Raw genomic sequence first — 20,196 nt, forward strand, 5'->3', positions numbered from 1 at the left:
TCAGGAAACCACTTGGCCAGCCGGCACTTTCAGGCCGTCATGCCACCACGCTGCGAGACTGAAGACGTTGGGCGCCTTGAGAATCGTGAAGTGGTTGCCCGGCCCGTACCACACCGCCAGATCCGCGACCTGGCGCTGCCAGCCTTCGACCATCGCCGCTTGCTCGCGCTGATTGCCCCACGCATCCAGCGTCGGGTCATCGACCAGCGCCAGCCGCACCGGCCCGGTGTAGGCCCGTTGCGGTTGATAGACCGTGCGCAGGGCGGTGGCGAAGGTGCGGACCGGGCCGTGCATGGCCTGAGCTGACGAACGCGCAGACAACACACCGGCGCGCACCATGCCCTCGTGCAACAGGCGCATTTGCGTGGTGTCGTCAGCCTCGGCGAACGCCAGCGGATCAATGCCCAGCGACTTGCCACTGGACAGTTGCAGCGTCTCGATCAAGCGTTCCAGCGCGGCAGTCGTGGTGTACGGTTTGCCCGCCTTACCGTTGCCGCCGGGCGATTCGCTGTCGATCAGGGTCAACGACGCCACCTCGCGCCCGGCTGCCTGCAACTGTGCGGCCATGGCATGCGCGACCCAACCGCCGAACGAATGGCCGATCAGGTGCACCGGGCCTTGCGGATACAACTGCTCGACGGCTTGCAGATAACACGCGGCTGCCGCTTCTACCTGACTGTGCGGCACGCCGTTGCCATCGAGCCCGCGCGGTTGCAGACCGATGATCGGCCACTCCGGGCCCAAGGCCTCGGGCAAGTGAATGAATCCGGTGACACTGTCGCCCGCCCCCGGCACGCAGAAGATCGGCGCATGCCCGGGGTGTCCGCTCTGAATGGTCAACAGCGGCTGATAGGCCTCTGGCTCCGGAGCCTGCGCAGCGGCCATTACCTGACTCAAGGCCTGACCGAGCGCCTGAATATCCGGTGCTTTCATCATGCTGCGGTGATCACCCGGCACATCGATGCAGCGCAGCAAACCTGTACCGACCTTGTTCTCCCAACCACGGGTCGGACTCGGCTGTGCCTGCCCCGGCATTAATCCCTGCGCGCGGAACAAGTGCACCGGCTGAATGGCCGGGCTGACCCGGTAATGCGCCAGCGCCAGGCCATGAGCGGCCTCACGATCAAAGTAACTCCAGGCATCCGCTGCACTCAGTGCGGCCAGTTCCGGGTCAGGCAATTGCTGTTCGCAGCAGCGTTGGAACAGTGCGTCAAACGCAATGAGTTCGACTTCAGCCTCCAGCCGCTCGACCTCAGCCAACGCCGGCAGCCCTTCTGCACCGCGCATCTGCGAACGCGCGCGGCAATGCTCCAGTAACTGACGTTTGTCGCGATGCTCGCCGCTCCAGCGGGTTTTATCCTGGCTGGCCGGATGCGGTGCGTAGGTATCGAGCAGGCCGACAAACGCCACCGCCTCATCGAGGCCGAGCAATTGCTGCGCGATTTCATACGCCAGCAAGCCACCAAACGACCACCCGGCCAGACGATACGGCCCATGCGGCTGCACCGAGCGGATAATCCCAACCATCCGCGTGGCCATGCACTCAAGGGTGCGCAGTTGCGGTTGCCCCAGTGGCACACCGGGCAAGCCGTAAATCGGAAACTCGCCCTCGATATGCAGGCCCAATGCAGGGAAGTACACGTCCCGTCCGCTGAACTCATGGATCAGGAACAGCGCATTGCCGCCCTCGCCCGGTCGTACCACGACCAGTCCTTCCGGCTGCGCGGGCACGGCATGGCGTTGACTGAGCAGCGCAGCCAGCGACTCGACACTCGGACGCTGGAACAGCTCCGCCAGCGTCACCTGTTGCCCCGCACGTTGCAGCAGGTTGACCAGACGAATCGCCAGTAGCGAATGCCCGCCCAACTCGAAGAAGTTGTCATGGCGCCCGACCTGCTCGACCTTGAGCACCTCGCCCCACACCTGCGCGAGCGAGCTTTCAACCTCGCCTTGCGGTGCTTCGTAGTGGCGGCTGAGCACCGCGTCCAGGCCCGGTGCCGGCAGCGCCTGGCGGTCGATCTTGCCGTTGGGACTCAACGGCAAGGCGTCGAGCGCAACAAACGCTCCCGGCACCATGTACTCCGGCAACTGCTCGAGCACGAATGCGCGCAACGTGTCGATAGCAGGCACAACGTTGCCCTCGCGCGCCGTGAAATACGCGACCAGACGCTCGTCGCGCATCAGCACCACCACCTCGCGCACCTGCGGGTGCTGGATCAACCGTGCTTCGATTTCACCGAGTTCCAGGCGCAAGCCGTGCAGCTTGACCTGGAAGTCGTTGCGCCCGAGGAATTCGAGGTTGCCGTCAGCGCGGTACCGCACCAGATCGCCGGTGCGGTACAAGCGATCACCGGCCACAAACGGACTGTCGATAAAGCGCTCGGCCTGCATCTGCGGCAGCCCCCTATAACCGCGCGCCACGCCGATGCCGCCGATGTGCAACTGGCCAATGACGCCGAGCGGTACCGGTTGGTCATGCGCATCGAGCACATACAGGCGGGTGTTACAGATGGCTTTGCCGATCGGCAATTCAGTGGACGGCACGGGCATGTGCGGTTCCAGTGTCCATGCCGTGCTGTCGACCGTGGCTTCCGTCGGGCCATACACGTTATGCAGGCGCACCCACGGCAGTTGCTGGCGCACAGCACCAGCCAGCGCCGCCGTGAGTTCTCCGCCACCACAGAACACATCGGTGAGGCTGGTGCACTGACTGACATCCTGCAGTTCAACAAACTGCTGCAACAACGCCGGCACAAACTTGACCACGGTAATTCGTTGCTGACGAATCACTTGCGCCAGATACGCCGGCTCTCGATGACCGCCCGGCCGTGCCAGCACCAGGCGCACACCGGCCGTCAGCGGCCAGAAGAACTCCCACACCGAGCCATCGAAACTGAACGGCGCTTTCTGCAACAGCGCGCCGTCCGCGATCGGCGGGCAGATCTGCGAGCCCCAATGCATCAGATTGCACAAGCCACGATGTTCCAGCATCACGCCTTTTGGTGTGCCGGTCGAACCCGAGGTGTAGATCATGTAGGCCAGATTCGCAGGGCGAAGGCCAGGCACCTGCGGATTGCTTTGCGACTGGTCATGCCAGGTGCATTGATCAAAGTCGATCAACGCCACCTCACTCTCGACGAACAACGATCGGGTGGCTGTGTGGACCAGCACCGCCACCGGCGCGCAGTCCCTGAGCATAAAGTCGAGGCGCTCTGCCGGATAAGCCGGATCCAGCGGCACGTAGGCGCCACCGGCCTTGAGAATGCCGAGCAGCCCGACCACCAGATCGAGTCCACGCTCGACGCACAGCGCCACCCGCGCATCCGGCCCCACGCCTTGCTCACGCAGGTGATGCGCGAGGCGGTTGGCACGGGCATTCAGCTCGCGATAGGTCAGGCTGTGTTCGCCCGACTGCACGGCGATGGCGTCCGGCTGACGCTGCACCTGCGCTTCGAACAGGCTCTGGACCGGTTGTTCGACCGGGCAATCGACTTGCGTCGCGTTGAAATCACCGAGCAAGCGCTGCTGTTCATCCGCCGCAAGCAGATTGACCTGCGTCAACACGGCCTGATCATCACTGACCAACGCCGCCAGCAAACGCTGCAAGTAACCGCTAAAACGCCGCACGGTCGACTCATCGAACAACGCCGTGGCGTAGCGCAGCGCACCACGGATGCCTTGCGGGTTTTCCCCCAGGCTCAGCGACAGGTCGAACTTCACAAAGTGATTTTCCCCGGCCAGACCTTCCAACGTCAGACCGCCCAACGCCAGGGCGGGCGCGACGCTGCTGTCCCAGCTCACCAGGGTCTGGAACAACGGGGAGTGGGAAAGACTGCGCACCGGCCGGGTAATCTCCACCACGTGTTCGAACGGCAGATCCTGATGCGCCTGCGCCGCCAACGTCTGCGCCTTGACCCGTGCCAGCAGCGCTGCACCGGTCAGATCGCCCGAGGTATCGATGCGCAACGCAAGGGTGTTGACGAACATGCCGATCAACCCTTCGATTTCGGCGCGGGTACGGTTGGCCACCGGCGAGCCAATGACCACATCGGACTGCCCGGACAGGCGCGCAAGCAACATCGCCCAGGCGCTCATGAGCACCATGTACGGCGTCACGCCGTGGCGCTGACACAACGCCTTGAGACCGACGCTGGTCTGCGTGTCCAGCACAATCTCGACACTGCCGCCGTGGTGATCCTGTTGCGCCGGACGCGGGCGGTCGATCGGCAGGCTCAACAATGCCGGGGCACCGGCCAGCGTCTGCTGCCAGTAATTGCTCTGGCGCTGCAACACCTCGCCGCTGAGCCAGCGCCGCTGCCACACCGCGTAATCCGCGTATTGCAAGGCCAGCGGCGGCAGCGGATCGTCCTCGCCGTGGCTGAACGCCTGATACAACGCCATCAATTCACGGGTCAGCACCCCCATCGACCAGCCGTCGGAGATGATGTGGTGCATCGTCAACAAGAGCACATGGTGCTCATCGGCCAGACACACCAACCGTCCGCGAATCAACGGGCCGTCCTGCAAATTGAACGGTCCGCGCGCTTCAGTTTCGATCAGCGCGCGCAAGGCCTCGTCGGTCTGCGGTTGTTGTCGCCAATCCTCCTCAAGCAGCGGCAGGCCAGTGTCGACCGGGGCAATCAGCACCTGCGCTTCGTCGTTCAATTGCGCAAAACGACTGCGCAGGGTTTCGTGACGAGCGACGATCCGCGCCAATGCCCGTTGCAGGGCCACGGCGTCGAGTCGACCACGCAAATGCAAGCCCAAAGGAATGTTGTAGGCGGTGTTGCCGCCGTCCATCTGCGCGAGGAACCACAAGCGTTGCTGGGCGAAGGACAACGGCAGCGCCTGATCGCGCGGCGCCGGCAGGATCTGCGGCAAGCTGCTGCGTTCGGCCTGACTCAGCACTTGAGCGACCGCCGCCAGTTCCGGGTTGGCAAACAGATCGGCCAGCGCCAGTTCCACACCCAATTGCTGGCGCACCTGGGAGAGCATGCGCATGGCCAGCAATGAATGGCCGCCGAGTTCGAAGAAGTTGTCATGGCGACCGACCTGTTCGACCTGCAACACCTCGGCCCAGACCTGCGCCAGGCTTGCTTCCAGTGGATTGGCCGGTGCCTCGTAGACCCGACTGAGCAGCGCCTCCTGAGTCGGTGCCGGCAGCGCCTTGCGATCAACCTTGCCGTTGTTGTTCAGCGGCAACACCTCGAGTTGCACCCACGCCGTCGGCAGCATGTATTCCGGCAGACGGGCATGCAATTGCGCGTGCAGTGCGGCGCTGTCCAACAGTCCCGCGTGCGCCGTGTAGTACGCCACCAGACGCGGGGTGTTCTGACCATCACGGCGCGCCAGCACCACCGCTTCCTTGATGCCCGGGCAATTGAGCAGGCGATTCTCGATTTCTCCCAGCTCGATACGGAAACCGCGAATCTTCACCTGATCATCGTTGCGCCCGATGCAATCGAGTTGCCCCGGCGCCAGCCAGCGCGCAAGGTCGCCGGTGCGATAGAGCAACGCGCCCGGCGTCTCGCTGAACGGATCGCGGAGGAATTTATCGACGGTCAGATCCGGCCGGTTCAGGTAACCCAGCGCCACGCCCTGCCCGCCGATATACAGCTCGCCGGTGACGCCCATCGGCACCGGTTGCTGATACGCGTCGAGCACGTACACCTGCGTGTTGCCGATGGGGCCGCCAATCGGCACGCTCTCGGCGTTTTCTGCCACTTCGCGCACTTCAAAGGTGGTGGCGTAGGTGGTGGTTTCGGTCGGGCCGTAGCAATGCACGATGCGCAGCGCGGGTGCCTCGGCCAACAGTCGACGGAACGCCGCCGGATCACCACGTTCACCGCCACACAAGAGGATGCGCAAGCCCTTGAGCGCCTGCGGAATCAGTTGCACGTACTGGTTGAACAGCGCGGTGGTGACAAACAGGATCGTCGCGCCACTGGCACTCAGTTCGCGGCCGAAGGCATTCGGATCAAGCAAGGTTTGATGGTCAATGATCACCACGCGACCGCCATTGAGCAGCGGCCCCCAGATGTCCATGGTGCTCGCATCGAACGCCGGGTTCGAGGCGAAGACCACTCGATCCTGCGCATTGAAATCGGCGTAACCGTTATTAAGCACCAAGCGGCCGATGCCCCGGTGCGGCACCATCACCCCTTTCGGCGTGCCGGTAGAACCCGAGGTGTACATGATGTACGCCAGCGCCTCGGAGGACTGCAGCAGGTTTGGATTGTGCGTCGGCTGACCGTTGAGGGTCAGCGTGTCCAGATCGATACGCGGCGCGGCGTAGTCGATGACTTCGTTGCTCAAAGTCAGCAGCGCCACCGCCCGACAATCCTCGACCATGAACGCCTGGCGCTCGCTCGGTGCATTGATGTCCAGCGGCACATAGGCCGCCGCGCATTTGGCAATGGCCAGTTGCGCCACCAGCAACTCCAGCGAACGCGGCAGCAGGATCGCCACGTGGTCGCCCGGTTGCACGCCCTCTTTAACGATCAAATGATGGGCCAGACGGTTGGCCTGAGCGTTCAGCTCAAAGTAGCTCAGCGAATGTGCGCCATGCACCGCTGCCACAGCTTTGGGATGCGCCGCAGCCTGCTGTTGGAAAACTCCGTGTACGGTCAGCGTTTGCGGGTAGTCACGCGCTGTGGCGTTGAATTCGCCGAGCAAGCGCTGACGCTCATCCGCCGCCAGCAACGGCACGCTTTCCAGCACCACTTGATCACTGGCAATCATTGCTTCGAGCAGGCGCTCGAAATAACCGATGTAACGCCTGATCGTCGACGCATCAAACAGCGCCGTGGCGTAGTTCAGCGCGCCACGAATCACCCCGTTGACCTCACCCAGTGTCAGCGTCAGATCAAACTTGGCGACCTCGCCCGGCCCGGCAACGCCCTCCAGGGTCAAATCGCCCAACGCCAGTTGCGGGCCGACGCTGCTGTCCCAGCTCAGCGTGGTCTGGAACAACGGGCTGTGGGCCAGGCTGCGCACCGGCCGGGTGATTTCCACCACCTGCTCGAACGGCAGGTCCTGGTGCGCCTGCGCCTCAAGTGTCCGCGCCTTGACCTGTGCCAGCAGCGCTTCGACGCTCGGGGCGCCCGAGGTGTCGATGCGCACGGCCAGCGTATTGACGAACATGCCGATCAGGCCTTCGACTTCAGCGTGGCTGCGGTTGGCCACCGGCGAGCCGATCACTACATCGGATTGCCCGGACAGGCGACTCATCAGCATCGCCCAGGCACTCATCAGGGTCATGAACAGGGTCGCGCCGTGACGCTGGCTCAACGTTTTAAGGCCAGTGCTCAAGCGTTCGTCCAGCAACACCTCGACGTTGCCGCCGGTGTAATCCTGCTGCTCCGGTCGCGGGCGATCGGTGGGCAACGTCAACAAGGCCGGCGCGCCGTCGAGGGTCTGCTGCCAATAGTCGCTTTGCCGCTGCAGCACTTCACCGCAGAGCCACTGACGTTGCCACACGGCGTAGTCACCGTATTGCAGGGTCAGTGGCGGCAGCGGATCAGGCTGACTGTGGCTGAACGCTTGATACAACGCCATCAACTCACCGGTCAGCACGCCCATCGACCAGCCGTCGGCGACGATGTGATGCACGGTCAACAGCAACACATGGTGATCGTCGGCCAGGCGCACCAACCGCCCGCGAATCAACGGATCGTTGTGCAGATCAAACGCTGTCGAGGCTTCCTGCGCCATCAATCCCTGCACGGTGTGCCCGGCTTGCAAGTCTTCGCGCAGGTCTTCCACGCGCAAGAGCAAACCGCTGTCGACCGGGGCAATCGACACGTGGGCGCTGTCGTCGAGGCTGATGAAACGGCTGCGCAGGGTTTCGTGACGGGCGACGATCCGTGCCAGCGCCGCTTGCAGGGCATCAACGTTGAGGTGACCGCGCAGGCGCAGGCCGAGAGGAATGTTGTACGCCGAGTTGCCACCCGTCATCTGCGCCAGGAACCACAGGCGCTGTTGGGCGAAGGACATCGGCAACGCTTGATCACGCGGCACCGGCACAATGTCCGGTAGCACGCTGCGCCCGGCGCGATTCAATACTTCGGCGACTGCGCTCAATTGCGCGTCGGCAAACAGATCATTCAGCGCCAGTTCCACCCCGAGGCGCTGACGGATCAGCGAGACCATGCGCATCGCCAACAGCGAATGACCGCCGAGCTCAAAGAAGTGATCGTGACGACCGACCTGCCTGACTTGCAGCACGTCGGCCCAGATCTGCGCCAGTGCGGTTTCCAGTTGGCCTTGCGGCGCCACGTATTCGCGAATCGGCAGCGCGGCCAGATCAGGTTTCGGCAACGCCTTGCGGTCGACCTTGCCATTGGCGGTCAGCGGTAAAGCCTCGAGCCGGACAAACGCGGCGGGCACCATGTAATCCGGCAACTGCATGAGCAACTGCGCGCGCAATTCAGCCACCGCCAGTGGCTCGGCCCCCGCCCGTTCGGTGAAATACGCCACCAGTTGCGGCTGGCCGGGTTGGTCCTCGCGAGCCAGTAGTACCGCTTCGTTGATACCGGGGAGCTGATTGAGGCGGGTTTCGATTTCACCCAACTCAATGCGCATGCCACGGATTTTTACCTGGTCGTCGTTACGCCCCAGATAGTCGAGCGAGCCGTCTTCGCGCCAGCGGGCAAGGTCACCGGTGCGGTACATGCGCGCATTCGGCAAGGGGCTGAACGGGTCGTGCAGAAAGCGCTCGGCGGTCAGATCGGCGCGGTTCAGATAACCCCGGGCCACGCCCGCGCCACCGACGTACAACTCGCCCATGACGCCCATTGGCACCGGGCGTTGCTGCTCGTCGAGCAGGTAAACCGCAGCGTTCGCCACCGGTTTGCCGATGTGCAACGCCGCACCGACGTCGATACGCCCGGAAGTGGCGACCACGGTGGCTTCAGTCGGGCCGTAATTGTTGATCACGTCGAAGCGCAGGTCGCGATTGAACTGGCGCAAGCGGTCGCCACCAATCAGCAAGGTGCGCAAAATCGGGTGATCGAGGTTCTGGCTGAATGCGTATTCAGCAATCGGCGTCGGCAGGAAGCTCACATCCAACGGTTGCCCGCGCCACCATTCGAGCAATGCGTCGATGTCTTCGGTGCCGTCATGGTTCGGCGCCAAGTGCAAGGTCGCACCCACACACAGGGCCGGCCAGACTTCCCACGCCATCGCATCGAAGCCAAACCCGGCAAGGCTTGAGGTGTGGCTGCCAGCGCGCAGATCAAAAGCGTCACAGTGCCAGTCGACCAGGTTGGATAACGTCTGATGCTCGACCATGACTCCTTTGGGCAAACCCGTCGAACCCGAGGTGTAGATCACGTACGCCAGGTGCGCAACGCTCAGGCCCGGCACCGCAGGGTTGTGTTGCGCCTGTGCCGGCCATGCGCACAGGTCGACATCGATCACTGGCACGGTCAGCAGCGGCAGCCTCTCGCGCAGATCGCTTTGCGTGAGTACCGCGACCGGCGCGCTGTCGCCGAGCAAATAGCTGATCCGCTCGGAGGGATGCGCCGGATCGATCGGCACATAGCCGGCGCCAGCCTTGAGGATGGCGACCAGCCCGACCAATGTGTCCAGACCACGACGGGCGACGATGGCCACACGATCATCGGGTTTCACGCCTGATTCGATCAAGTGATGCGCCAACGCATTGGCCCGGCGATTGAGCTGCAAGTAAGTCAGTGGCTGTCCGGCAAACACCGCTGCAATAGCCTGCGGACGCTCGGCGACCTGCGACTCAAAGCGCTGGGCAATCGTCAGCTCACGCGGGTAGTCGGCTTCGGTCGCATTGAAATCCATCAGCAACTGTTCGCGCTCTGCTGCCGGCAGGATCGACAACCGATCAAAGCCCACGTGCGGCGTGTGCTCCAGCGCGTTCAGCAAAGTCATCAACGCACCCTGCATGTACCCGCAGATACGCCGTGCATCAATGCCCGCCCCGGCCAATACCTTCAGGCGGAAGTCTTCGCCGAGATCATCAACGCTGAGGGTCAGGCGATAGTTGCTGTGCTCCTCGGCATCGAGCAATTGCATGCCGTGCCACGCCGTTTGCACCTCGGCGGATATCGGCCCGACCGGGGTGCTGTGACGATAGTTGAGCAGCGTGCTGAACAGCGGCGTGCCCGCCGGCATCGCGCTGCACTGTTGCACCTTCGCCAGTTGCGCGTACTCGTGGGCGAGCAACTGACTCAGGCGTTCGTGGGTCGCCAGTGCGGCGCCTTTGACGCTATGGGCGTTCAGCTCGATGCACAGCGGCAAGGTGTTGATGAACACCCCAAGCGCGCGTTCCGAGCCTTCACCGCCCTGCAATCTCCCGAGTAAGACGGTGCCGAAGACCACGGCGTCGCGCCCGGACAATTGCCCCAGCACCTGCGCCCAGGCGAGGTGCATCAGGCTGGCGGCGCTGACACCCAAGCGCCGTGCCTGTTGCCGGACGCTGTGGCTGATTGTGTTTTCCAGCGTCAACTGCGCTTCTTGCGCGGGACCGTCATGGGCAAGATTTTGACCGTAGGGCAAGGTCGGTTCATCGATCGCGCCGAGCATTTCGCGGAAGAAGCTTTCGTGCTCTTGCTCACTCAGACCGGCCAGGGTGTGCGCCACGTAATTGCGATACGGCACCGGCTCGCTCAAGTGTGCGGCGTTGCCCAGCAGAAACGCCTGCATCTCGTGCTGCAACACCTCGAGCGCGACGTGATCCATGACCAAATGATGGAACAGCAACAACGCAACCACGCGTTGATTGGACACATCGCAGCTGTACACCACGCGCATCAGCGGTGCCTCGGTGACGGGCATGCGGTAGTTATCGATGGTGAAGCGGTCACGCAACTGGCTCAGCGCATCGCCCGCTTCGGCGTCCAGCTGCAAGGCCTCGCAGCCCAGCGAAGCCTCACGCCAGACCACTTGCACCGGTTCTTCCAGACCCTCCCAGAACAGCGAGGTGCGCAGAATGTCATGGCGCTCGATCACCCGTTGCAGTGTCTCGGTGAATACCTGCAAACGCTGCTCGTCGGCGAAGGCAAACTGCGCCTGCAACACGTACGGATCGCCCTGCGCGGCCGACAGATGATGGAACAGGATACCGGTCTGCAAAGGCGCCAGCGGATAGATGTCCTGCACGTTGCGCACACCGCCGGGGACACTCGCAACGATGCGGTCAATCGTCGCTTGATCCAGCGCCACCAGTGGCAGCAGTTCGGGCGTGATGCGCGTGCAATCGGCCGGAACAAGATTGGCCGGCACCGCAGCCTCAGGCTCTCCGCCCACCGCCGCTGCCAATGCGGCCAGCGTCGGTTGATCGAACAGCACGCGGATATCCGCCGACAGGCCGGCCCGGCGCATGCGCGCAACCAGATTGACCGCCAGCAGCGAGTGGCCGCCCAGCTCGAAGAAATGATCGAAGCGCCCGACCCGCTCGACCTTAAGCAGCTCGGCCCAGATACCGGCAATAACGGTTTCGACTTCACCGATCGGCGCTTCGTACGCGCGGGTCAGCCGTGCAGTCTGGTCGGGAGCCGGCAAGGCTTGGCGATCCAGTTTGCCGTTGGGGCTCAGCGGCAAGGCCTGCAAATACACAAACACGGCAGGCACCATGTAATCCGGCAGATGCGTGAGCAATTGACTTCGCAACTGATCGTTCTCAAAACACTCGCCGCTGTAATACGCCACAAGTCGCTGATCGCCTGGCACGTCTTCACGGGCCAGCACCACCGCTTCGCGCACGCCGTCGATGTGCGCCAGGTGCGCCTGAATCTCGCCCAGTTCAATGCGCAAACCACGGATCTTCACCTGATCGTCGTTGCGCCCCAGATACTCGATGTTGCCATCGGCCAGATACCGCGCGACGTCGCCGGTGCGGTACAAACGCGCGCCGGGCTGATCACTGAATGGATCGTCGAGGAAGCGCTCGGCCGTCAGCTCAGGCCGATTCAGATAACCCCGCGCCACCTGCACCCCGCCCAGATACATCTCGCCGACCACACCCAACGGCGTCGGTTGCTGATGAGCATCAAGGATGTACACGCGGGTGTTGCACAGCGGTTTGCCAATCGGCGGCGCGCCTTGCGGTACCGGCGATTGCGGTTCCAACGTCCACACCGTGCTGTCGACGGTGGCTTCGGTCGGGCCATACACGTTGTGCAGGCGCACCTGCGGCAGACGCTCGCGGACGCTGCGCACCAACGCGGCGGTCAGCTCACCGCCACCACAGAACACATCGCTCAGGCTACTGCACTCACCGACTTCTTCCACTTCAATGAATTGCTGTAACAGCGCCGGCACAAACTGAACGACGTTGACCTGTTGCTCACGAATAAGCTGCACCAGCGCGGCCGGATCGCGGTGATCGTCCGGGCCGGCGAGAACCAGACGCATGCCGCAGGTCAACGGCCAGAACAGCTCCCACACCGAGGCGTCGAAACTGAACGGGGTTTTCTGCAACAGCGCGGCGCCGACCGCAAGCGGACACAGGCTGGCGCTCCAGTGCAGCAAATTGCCCAGGTTGCGGTGCTCGACCATCACGCCTTTCGGCGTGCCGGTGGAGCCGGAGGTGTAAATCACATAGGCCAGGTTCGCCGCGCTCAGGCCCGGCACCTGCGGATTGCTCTGCGCAAGGTCTTGCCAGGTGCACTGGTCGAAATCGACCAACACGCCTGCCCACTCACCGATCAGCCCACGCGTCGGCGCATGCACCAGCACCGCCACGGGCGCGCTGTCCTCGAGCATGTAAGCGAGACGCTCGGCGGGATAACCCGGGTCCAGCGGCACATAAGCACCGCCGGCTTTGAGAATCGCCAGCAGACCGACCAACAACTCCGGCCCACGCTCGACGCAGATCGCCACCCGCGCATCGCTGCCCACGCCGCACTGGCGCAGGTGATGGGCGAGTTGGTTGGCACGGCGGTTCAACTCGGCATAACTCAAACGCAATTCACCGGTCACTACGGCATCAGCGTCTGGCGTGCGCATCACTTGGGCTTCGAAGCGACCATGAGCGGTCTGCTCGAGATCGTGGGCGACGGCGGTGGCGTTCAGATCAACCAGCAAATGCTGACGTTCGTCGTCGGCCAATAACGCCACCTGCTCCAGCACCGCTTGATCATTGCTGACCATCGCCTGCAACAGTCGCTGGAAGTAACCGACATACCGCTCAATGGTCGATTCGTCGAACAGGGCAACGGCGTACTCCAGCACACCGCGAATCCCGTCCGGCGACTCCGCCAGCGTCAGCGATAAATCGAATTTGGCGAAGTGGCTCGGCTCGGCGACGCTTTCCAGTGTCAGCTCGCCCAGACTCAGGCTGGCGCCGTGGCCGCTGTCCCAACTGAACATCGCTTGAAACAACGGGCTGTGTGCCATGCTGCGCAGCGGCCGGGTGATTTCCACCACTTGCTCGAACGGCAGATCCTGATGCGCTTGCGCATCCAACGTGCGCGCCTTGACCCGCGCCAGCAGCGCCTCGGTGCTCAAAGCGCCCGAGGTATCGATACGCAAGGCCAGCGTGTTGACGAACATGCCGATCAAGCCTTCGATCTCGGCGCGGGTACGGTTGGCCACCGGCGAACCGATGACCACTTCCGATTGCCCGGACAAACGACTCAACAGACTCGCCCAGGCACTGAGCATGAGCATGTACATGGTAACGCCGTGACGCTGGGCCAAGGCCTTGAGTCCGGCGCTCAGGCGTTCGTCGAGCACCACATCGACGGTGTTGCCGGCGTAATCCTGCTGTGCCGGCCGCACGCGGTCAGTCGGCAGCGTCAACAGTGCCGGAACGCCCGCCAAGGTCTGTTGCCAGTATTCACTCTGGCGCTGCAACACCTCACCGCTGAGCCAGCGCCGCTGCCACACCGCGTAATCGGTGTATTGCAGCGTCAGCGGCGGCAGTGGATCCGCCTGACCCTGGCTGAACGCCTGATACAGCGCCATCAGTTCGCGGGTCAAAACGCCCATCGACCAACCATCAGAAATAATGTGATGCATCGTCAGCAACAGCACGTGATGATCGTCGGCCAGACGCACCAGCCGTCCGCGAATCAGCGCATCGTCCTGCAAATCGAACGGCCCCGAGGCTTCGCCCTGAATCAGCGCCTGCAAGGCCTGGTCCGGTTGCGGGTGTTGGCGCAGGTCCTCGACGCGCAGCAGCAGACCGCTGTCGACCGGAGCGATCAGCACCTGTGCCTGATCATTGAACTGGGCGAAACGGCTGCGCAGGGTTTCATGGCGAGCAACGATCCGCGCCAGTGCACGCTGTAGCGCAGCGTCGTCGAGGCGGCCACGCAAACGCAGGGCCACGGGAATGTTGTACGCGGTATTGGCGCCTTCCATTTGCGCGAGAAACCACAAGCGTTGCTGGGCGAACGACAGCGGCAAGGCGCCGTCACGGGCCACCGCGACAATCTCCGGTTGCGTGCTGCGCCCGGCCTGCGCCACCGCCTCGGCAACCGCGGCCAGCTCGGCGTTGGCAAACAGATCGCCCAGCGCCAGCTCCACGCCGAGGCGCTGGCGAACCTGGGACACCATGCGCATGGCCAACAGCGAATGGCCGCCGAGTTCGAAGAAATGATCCTGACGCCCTACTCGCTCGACCTGCAGCACCTGCGCCCAGATCTGCGCCAAGGCGCTTTCCAGTTCGTTGTGCGGGGCCTCGTATTCGCGGCTGAACAACGCCGCACGCTCGGGTTTCGGCAAGGCTTTGCGGTCGACCTTGCCATTAGCGGTCAACGGCAACGCGTCGAGTCTGACGAAGGCCACCGGCACCATGTACTCCGGCAACTGAGTCAACAGGTGCGCGCGCAACTCGGCTACGGCCAGCGGTTCGACCTGGCTCTGCTCGGTGAAATACGCCACCAGGCGTGGCTGACCGGGTTCATCTTCGCGCGCCAGCAGCACCGCTTCCTGAATGCCGGGCAACTGGTTGAGGCGGGTTTCAATTTCGCCGAGTTCGATGCGCACGCCACGGATTTTCACCTGATCATCGTTACGCCCCAGGTACTCGATCGTGCCGTCGGCGCGCCAGCGTGCGAGGTCGCCGGTGCGATACATGCGCGCATTCGGCAAGGCGCTGAACGGGTCATGGAGGAAGCGCTCGGCGCTCAAGTCGGCGCGATTCAAATAGCCGCGAGCGACCCCGACACCGCCAACGTACAACTCGCCCATGACGCCAATCGGCACCGGCCGCTGCTGTTCATCCAGCAGGTACACCGTGGCGTTGGTCACCGGTTTGCCGATGTGCAAGGCATCGCCCGCCTCGATGCGTCCAGAGGTGGCGACCACGGTGGCTTCGGTCGGGCCGTAGTTGTTGATCACATCGAATTGCTGGTTGCGGCTGAACTGGCGCAAGCGGTCGCCACCGATCAACAGCGTGCGCAACGTCGGGTGCTCGAGGTTCTGGCTGAAGGCGTATTCGGCGACGGGCGTCGGCAGGAAACTCACGTCCAGTGGCTGCGCGCGCCACCACTCGAGCAACGCATCGATATCCTCGGTGCCTTCGTGAGTCGGTGCCAGGTGCAAGGTCGCGCCGGCACACAACGCCGGCCAGACTTCCCAGGCCATGGCGTCGAAACCGAACCCGGCAAGGCTTGAAGTGTGGCGCCCGGCGCACAGATCAAACGCGGAGCAATGCCAGTCGACCAGATTCGACAAAGTGCGGTGTTCGACCATCACGCCTTTGGGCAGACCGGTGGAACCGGAGGTGTAGATCACGTAGGCCAGGTGCGCGGCGGTCAGGCCCGGCACGTGCGGATCAGAGGTTTCGCTCAGCGGCCAGGTCAGCGGATCGAGATCGATCACCGGCACCTGCAGCGCCGGCAAGCGGTCCCGCAGATTATTCTGGGTGAGCACGGCGACGGGGGCGCTGTCGCTGAACAAGTAGTGCAGACGCTCGGCCGGGTGCGCCGGGTCGACCGGTACATAACCGGCGCCGGCCTTGAGAATGGCGACCAGCCCGACCAGCGTATCGAGGCCACGGCGGGCGACGATGGCGACGCGATCATCAGGCTTCACCCCAAGCGCGATCAGGTGATGGGCCAAGGCGTTGGCATGCCGGTTGAGTTCGGCATAACTCAATTGCTCACCCAGGCACTGTGCTGCCAGCGCTTCTGGTCGCTGCGCCACTTGCGCCTCGAAACGTTGGGCAATGGTCAACGTTGCCGGGTAGTCGGCCTGAGTGGCATTGAACGCCAACAGCACCTGCTCGCGCTCGGCCGCCGGCAGAATCGGCAACTCGTTGATTGCGGTATCGGGCGCCTGCTCCAGTGCCAGCACCAGACTTTCCAGGGCGCAGTGCAAGTAATCGCAGATACGCTGTGGATCGACCTCGGTGGTGGCCAGCAAGGTCAGGCTGAACGCATCGCCGAAATCATCAACGCTCAGGGTCAGCGGATAGTTGGTGCGTTCTTCGGAGCTGATCGTGCTGATGCCTTCCCAGGCGGCAAGCGTCTCGGCACTGGCAGTCGCCGCCGTGTGGCTGTGACGGTAATTGAGCAAGGCACTGAACAACGGCGTCGGCGCGACCACACCACTGCAACGCTGTGCCAGGGCCAGCGGCGCGTGTTCGTGGCGCATCAGCGTGGTCAGGCGTTTGTGGGTCGCCTCCACCGCCGCACGCACGCCTTGCGCATCGACATCGACCCGCAGCGGCAAGGTGTTGATGAAAATCCCCAGCGCCCGTTCGGTGGCTTCGGCGCCCTGCATGCGCCCCATCAGCACCGTACCGAACACCACGTTTTGCTTGCCAGTGAGCACCGCCAGTACCTGCGCCCAGCCCAGATGAAACAGGCTCGCGGCACTCACGCCGAGCTGCCGCGCCTGCGCGCGCAGACGCTGGCCGAGCAACGGGTTGATCGGCAGGCTCAGTTCGGCGATGCCGAGGCCGTCACCCTGCACATCCTGCAAACCGTAGGGCAGCGTCGGCTCGGCAATGTCAGCGAGCATCTCGCGGAAAAAAACCTCGTGCTCGGCTTCGCTGATGCCCAGCCGCGCTTGCGCCACGTAATTGCGAAACGGCACCGGGCGCCCGAGCGCTTGATCCTGGCCGGTGAGGCAGGCGAGCAGTTCGTGGCGCACCACATCGAGTGCCGAGTGGTCCAACGCCATGTGATGGAACAACAACGTCGCGACCACGCGCTGACCGTCCTCGTCCCACGCGTAGGCCAGGCGCATCATCGGCGCGCACCGGACGTCCAGACGGAAATGCCGCGCATCGAAACGCTCGTGCAGTTGCTGCAGCGCAGCGCTTGCGCCGTCTGCCAGCACGACCTCTTCGATCGGCAACTGTGCCTGACGCCAGACCACTTGCAGTGGCACGTCCAGCCCCTCCCAATGCACCGCTGTGCGCAGGATGTCGTGGCGATCGATGACTTTTTGCAAGGCTTGAGCGAAGTCCTGCAGACGCTCATGGCTGCTGAACGCGAAGTACGATTGCATGACGTAGGGATCGCCCTGCTCGTTGCTCGCGTGGTGATAGAGAATCCCCTCCTGCAACGGCGCCAGTGGGTAGATATCCTGCACGTTGGCGGCACCGCCCGGTACCTCGGCGAGCAAGCGATCAAGGGTCGGCTGATCGACTTCAGCCAAGGTCACCATCGCGGGCGTGATGTGCGGGGTGCCGGGAAGAATGCCGTTGGCCGGGACTTCGACTTGACCGGCCTTGGTGGCCGAGTATTGCCCGGCCTTGATCAGTTCGATCAGCGCCGGTTTGTGTTCGCGCAACAGCGCCAGCAACGACGGATCGCTCAAGGCCTGCTTGTTGCCGTTCACCCGCAGCTGATCATCGGTGACCGCCAGTTGGATGTCTTTAGCCTTCAATGTGGCCAACAGTTCGATCACGTTCACAGGACGATCTCCATTCTTTCCGTAATTGCGGCGTAGCCGGCCAGGGTCGGTTGTTCGAACAACGCCCTGACATCGGCCTCCATGCCTTCCTGACGCAACCGGCCGATCAGACTGACCGCCAGCAGCGAGTGACCACCCAGTTCAAAGAAGTGATCGTGACGCCCTACCCGTTCGACGTTGAGCAGTTCGGCCCAGAGCCGTGCGAGGGTGATTTCGACTTCACCGACCGGGGCTTCGTATTCGCGGGTTTTCAACGATTGCTGATCCGGCGCCGGCAGGGCCTTGCGGTCGAGCTTGCCGTTGGGACTCAGCGGCAAACCCTCGAGATGCACGAACACGGCGGGCACCATGTAGTCCGGTAAGTGCTCGAGCAAATGACTGCGCAGCAGGTCGATTTCCAGGCGTTCGCCGGTGTAATAGGCGACCAGACGTTTGTCGCCCGGCACGTCTTCACGGGCCACCACCACGGCTTCCTGCACACCGTCGATCCGGGCCAGGCGTGCCTGAATTTCACCCAGTTCAATACGCAGACCGCGGATCTTCACCTGATCATCGTTACGCCCCAGGTACTCGATATTGCCGTCCGGCCGATACCGCGCGACGTCGCCGGTGCGGTACATGCGCCCGCCAGACTGGAACGGATCGTTGAGGAAGCGCTCGGCACTCAGCTCAGGCCGGTTCAGATAACCACGCGCCACCTGCACACCAGCGATGTACAACTCGCCAATCACGCCTTGCGGCACCGGCTGCTGTTGCGCATCGAGGATGTACAGGCGGGTGTTGGCGATCGGTTTGCCGATCGGCGTGTTGTCCGGGGTCTGGTCGATGGACCCGGCGCAATCCCAAGCGGTGACGTCGACGGCCGCTTCGGTCGGGCCATACAGGTTATGCAAACCGCTGCCCGGCAATTGCAGTTTGAAACGTCGCACCAGACTGCCCGGCAACGCCTCACCGCTGCACATCACCTGCCGCAGGCCGTCGCAGCGTGTGGTGTCACTGTTAGCGAGGAATACGTCGAGCATCGACGGCACAAAGTGCAGCGTGGTGATGTTTTCGGTTTCGATCACTTCAGTGAGGTATTGCGGGTCCTTATGCCCGTCGGGCCGCGCCATGACCAGTCGCGCACCGGTCATCAGCGGCCAGAAGAATTCCCACACCGACACGTCGAAACTGAACGGGGTTTTCTGCAACACCGAATCGGCCGCCGTCAGCTGATAGGCGTCCTGCATCCACAGCAAGCGGTTGACCACACCGGTGTGTTCGTTGACCACGCCCTTTGGCTGACCGGTCGAGCCGGAGGTGTAGATCACGTACGCGCTGTGCTGGGGTGTCAGCGCCGGGATTTGCGGATTGTCGGTGGACAGGGATTGCCAGGTGTTCTGGTCAAGATCGACCACTGCCGCTTTGACATCCCCCAGCAACCCGCTGGTAGCACCGTGCACCAGCACCACGGCCGGCGCGCTGTCCTCGAGCATGTAGGTCAGGCGCTCCGGCGGATAGGCCGGGTCCAGCGGCACATAAGCGGCGCCGGCCTTGTTGATCGCCAGCAGGCCGATGACCATTTCCAGACTGCGTTCGACGCAGATCGCCACCCGCGAATCGACTTGCACGCCAAGGCTGATCAAATGCCCGGCCAAGCGGTTGGCGCGCTCGTTCAGTTGCGCGTAGCTCAATGCCTGTTCGCCGGCGACGACGGCGACAGCCTGTGGCGTACGTCGCACCTGCGCTTCGAACAAGCCGTGCAGCGTCTGCTGCAAATCGTAATCGACGTCGGTGTCGTTGAGGCCGAGCAGCAACGCCTGCCGCTCCTCGTCCGACAACACCGTCAGGCGATTCAACGCTTGCTGTGGGGTGTGCTCCAAGGCTTCAACCAGCGCGATCAGCGCGTTGTGCATGTACTGACCGATGCGTGCGGCGCCGATGCGCGACGGCGTCATCACTGTCAGTTCAAAACCGCTGCCCAGATCGTCGACGTTGAGGGTCAACGGGTAATTGGTGCGTTCCTCGCCGGCAAGGGATTCGATGCCCTGCCAGGATTCACGCTTGGCCTCTTGTCGGGTTTCATTGTCGCTGTGCCGATAATTGAGCATCGCGCTGAACAGTGGCGACGGCGCCGCGACACCGCTGCAACGCTGGGCCAGCGCCAGCGAAGCATGTTCGTGGGCCAACAGCGCACTGAGCCGCGCATGGGTCGCCTTGACCCCGGCGCGCACCTCGGTTTCGTCGACATCCACGCGCAATGGCAAGGTGTTGATGAACATGCCCAGCCCGCGATCCGCGCCCGCGCCGCCCTGCATGCGGCCAAGCAGCACCGTACCGAACACCACCCGCTCCTGAGCGGACGTTGCC

At 63.4% G+C, this 20,196-nt stretch carries 2 protein-coding genes (1 of these 2 cut by a window edge); both read right to left on the reverse strand.

Going from position 1 to position 20,196, the window contains the following annotated elements; translation table 11 throughout:
- Entirely contained in the window at window positions 1–17,847 is a 17,847-nt protein-coding gene (locus AB4N44_RS05080) for a non-ribosomal peptide synthase/polyketide synthase (protein ID WP_460109910.1), read from the reverse strand.
- Window positions 17,844–20,196: the 3' portion of an amino acid adenylation domain-containing protein gene (locus AB4N44_RS05085; protein WP_460109908.1), read on the reverse strand. The gene runs 10,664 nt beyond the window's last position; only the last 2,353 of its 13,017 coding nucleotides appear in the window; its start codon lies off the right edge, out of view; it ends in the stop codon at window positions 17,844–17,846. Before AB4N44_RS05085 ends, AB4N44_RS05080 begins: the two co-directional genes overlap by 4 nt.

It is taken from the genome of Pseudomonas sp. S3_C06, assembly GCF_054667675.1.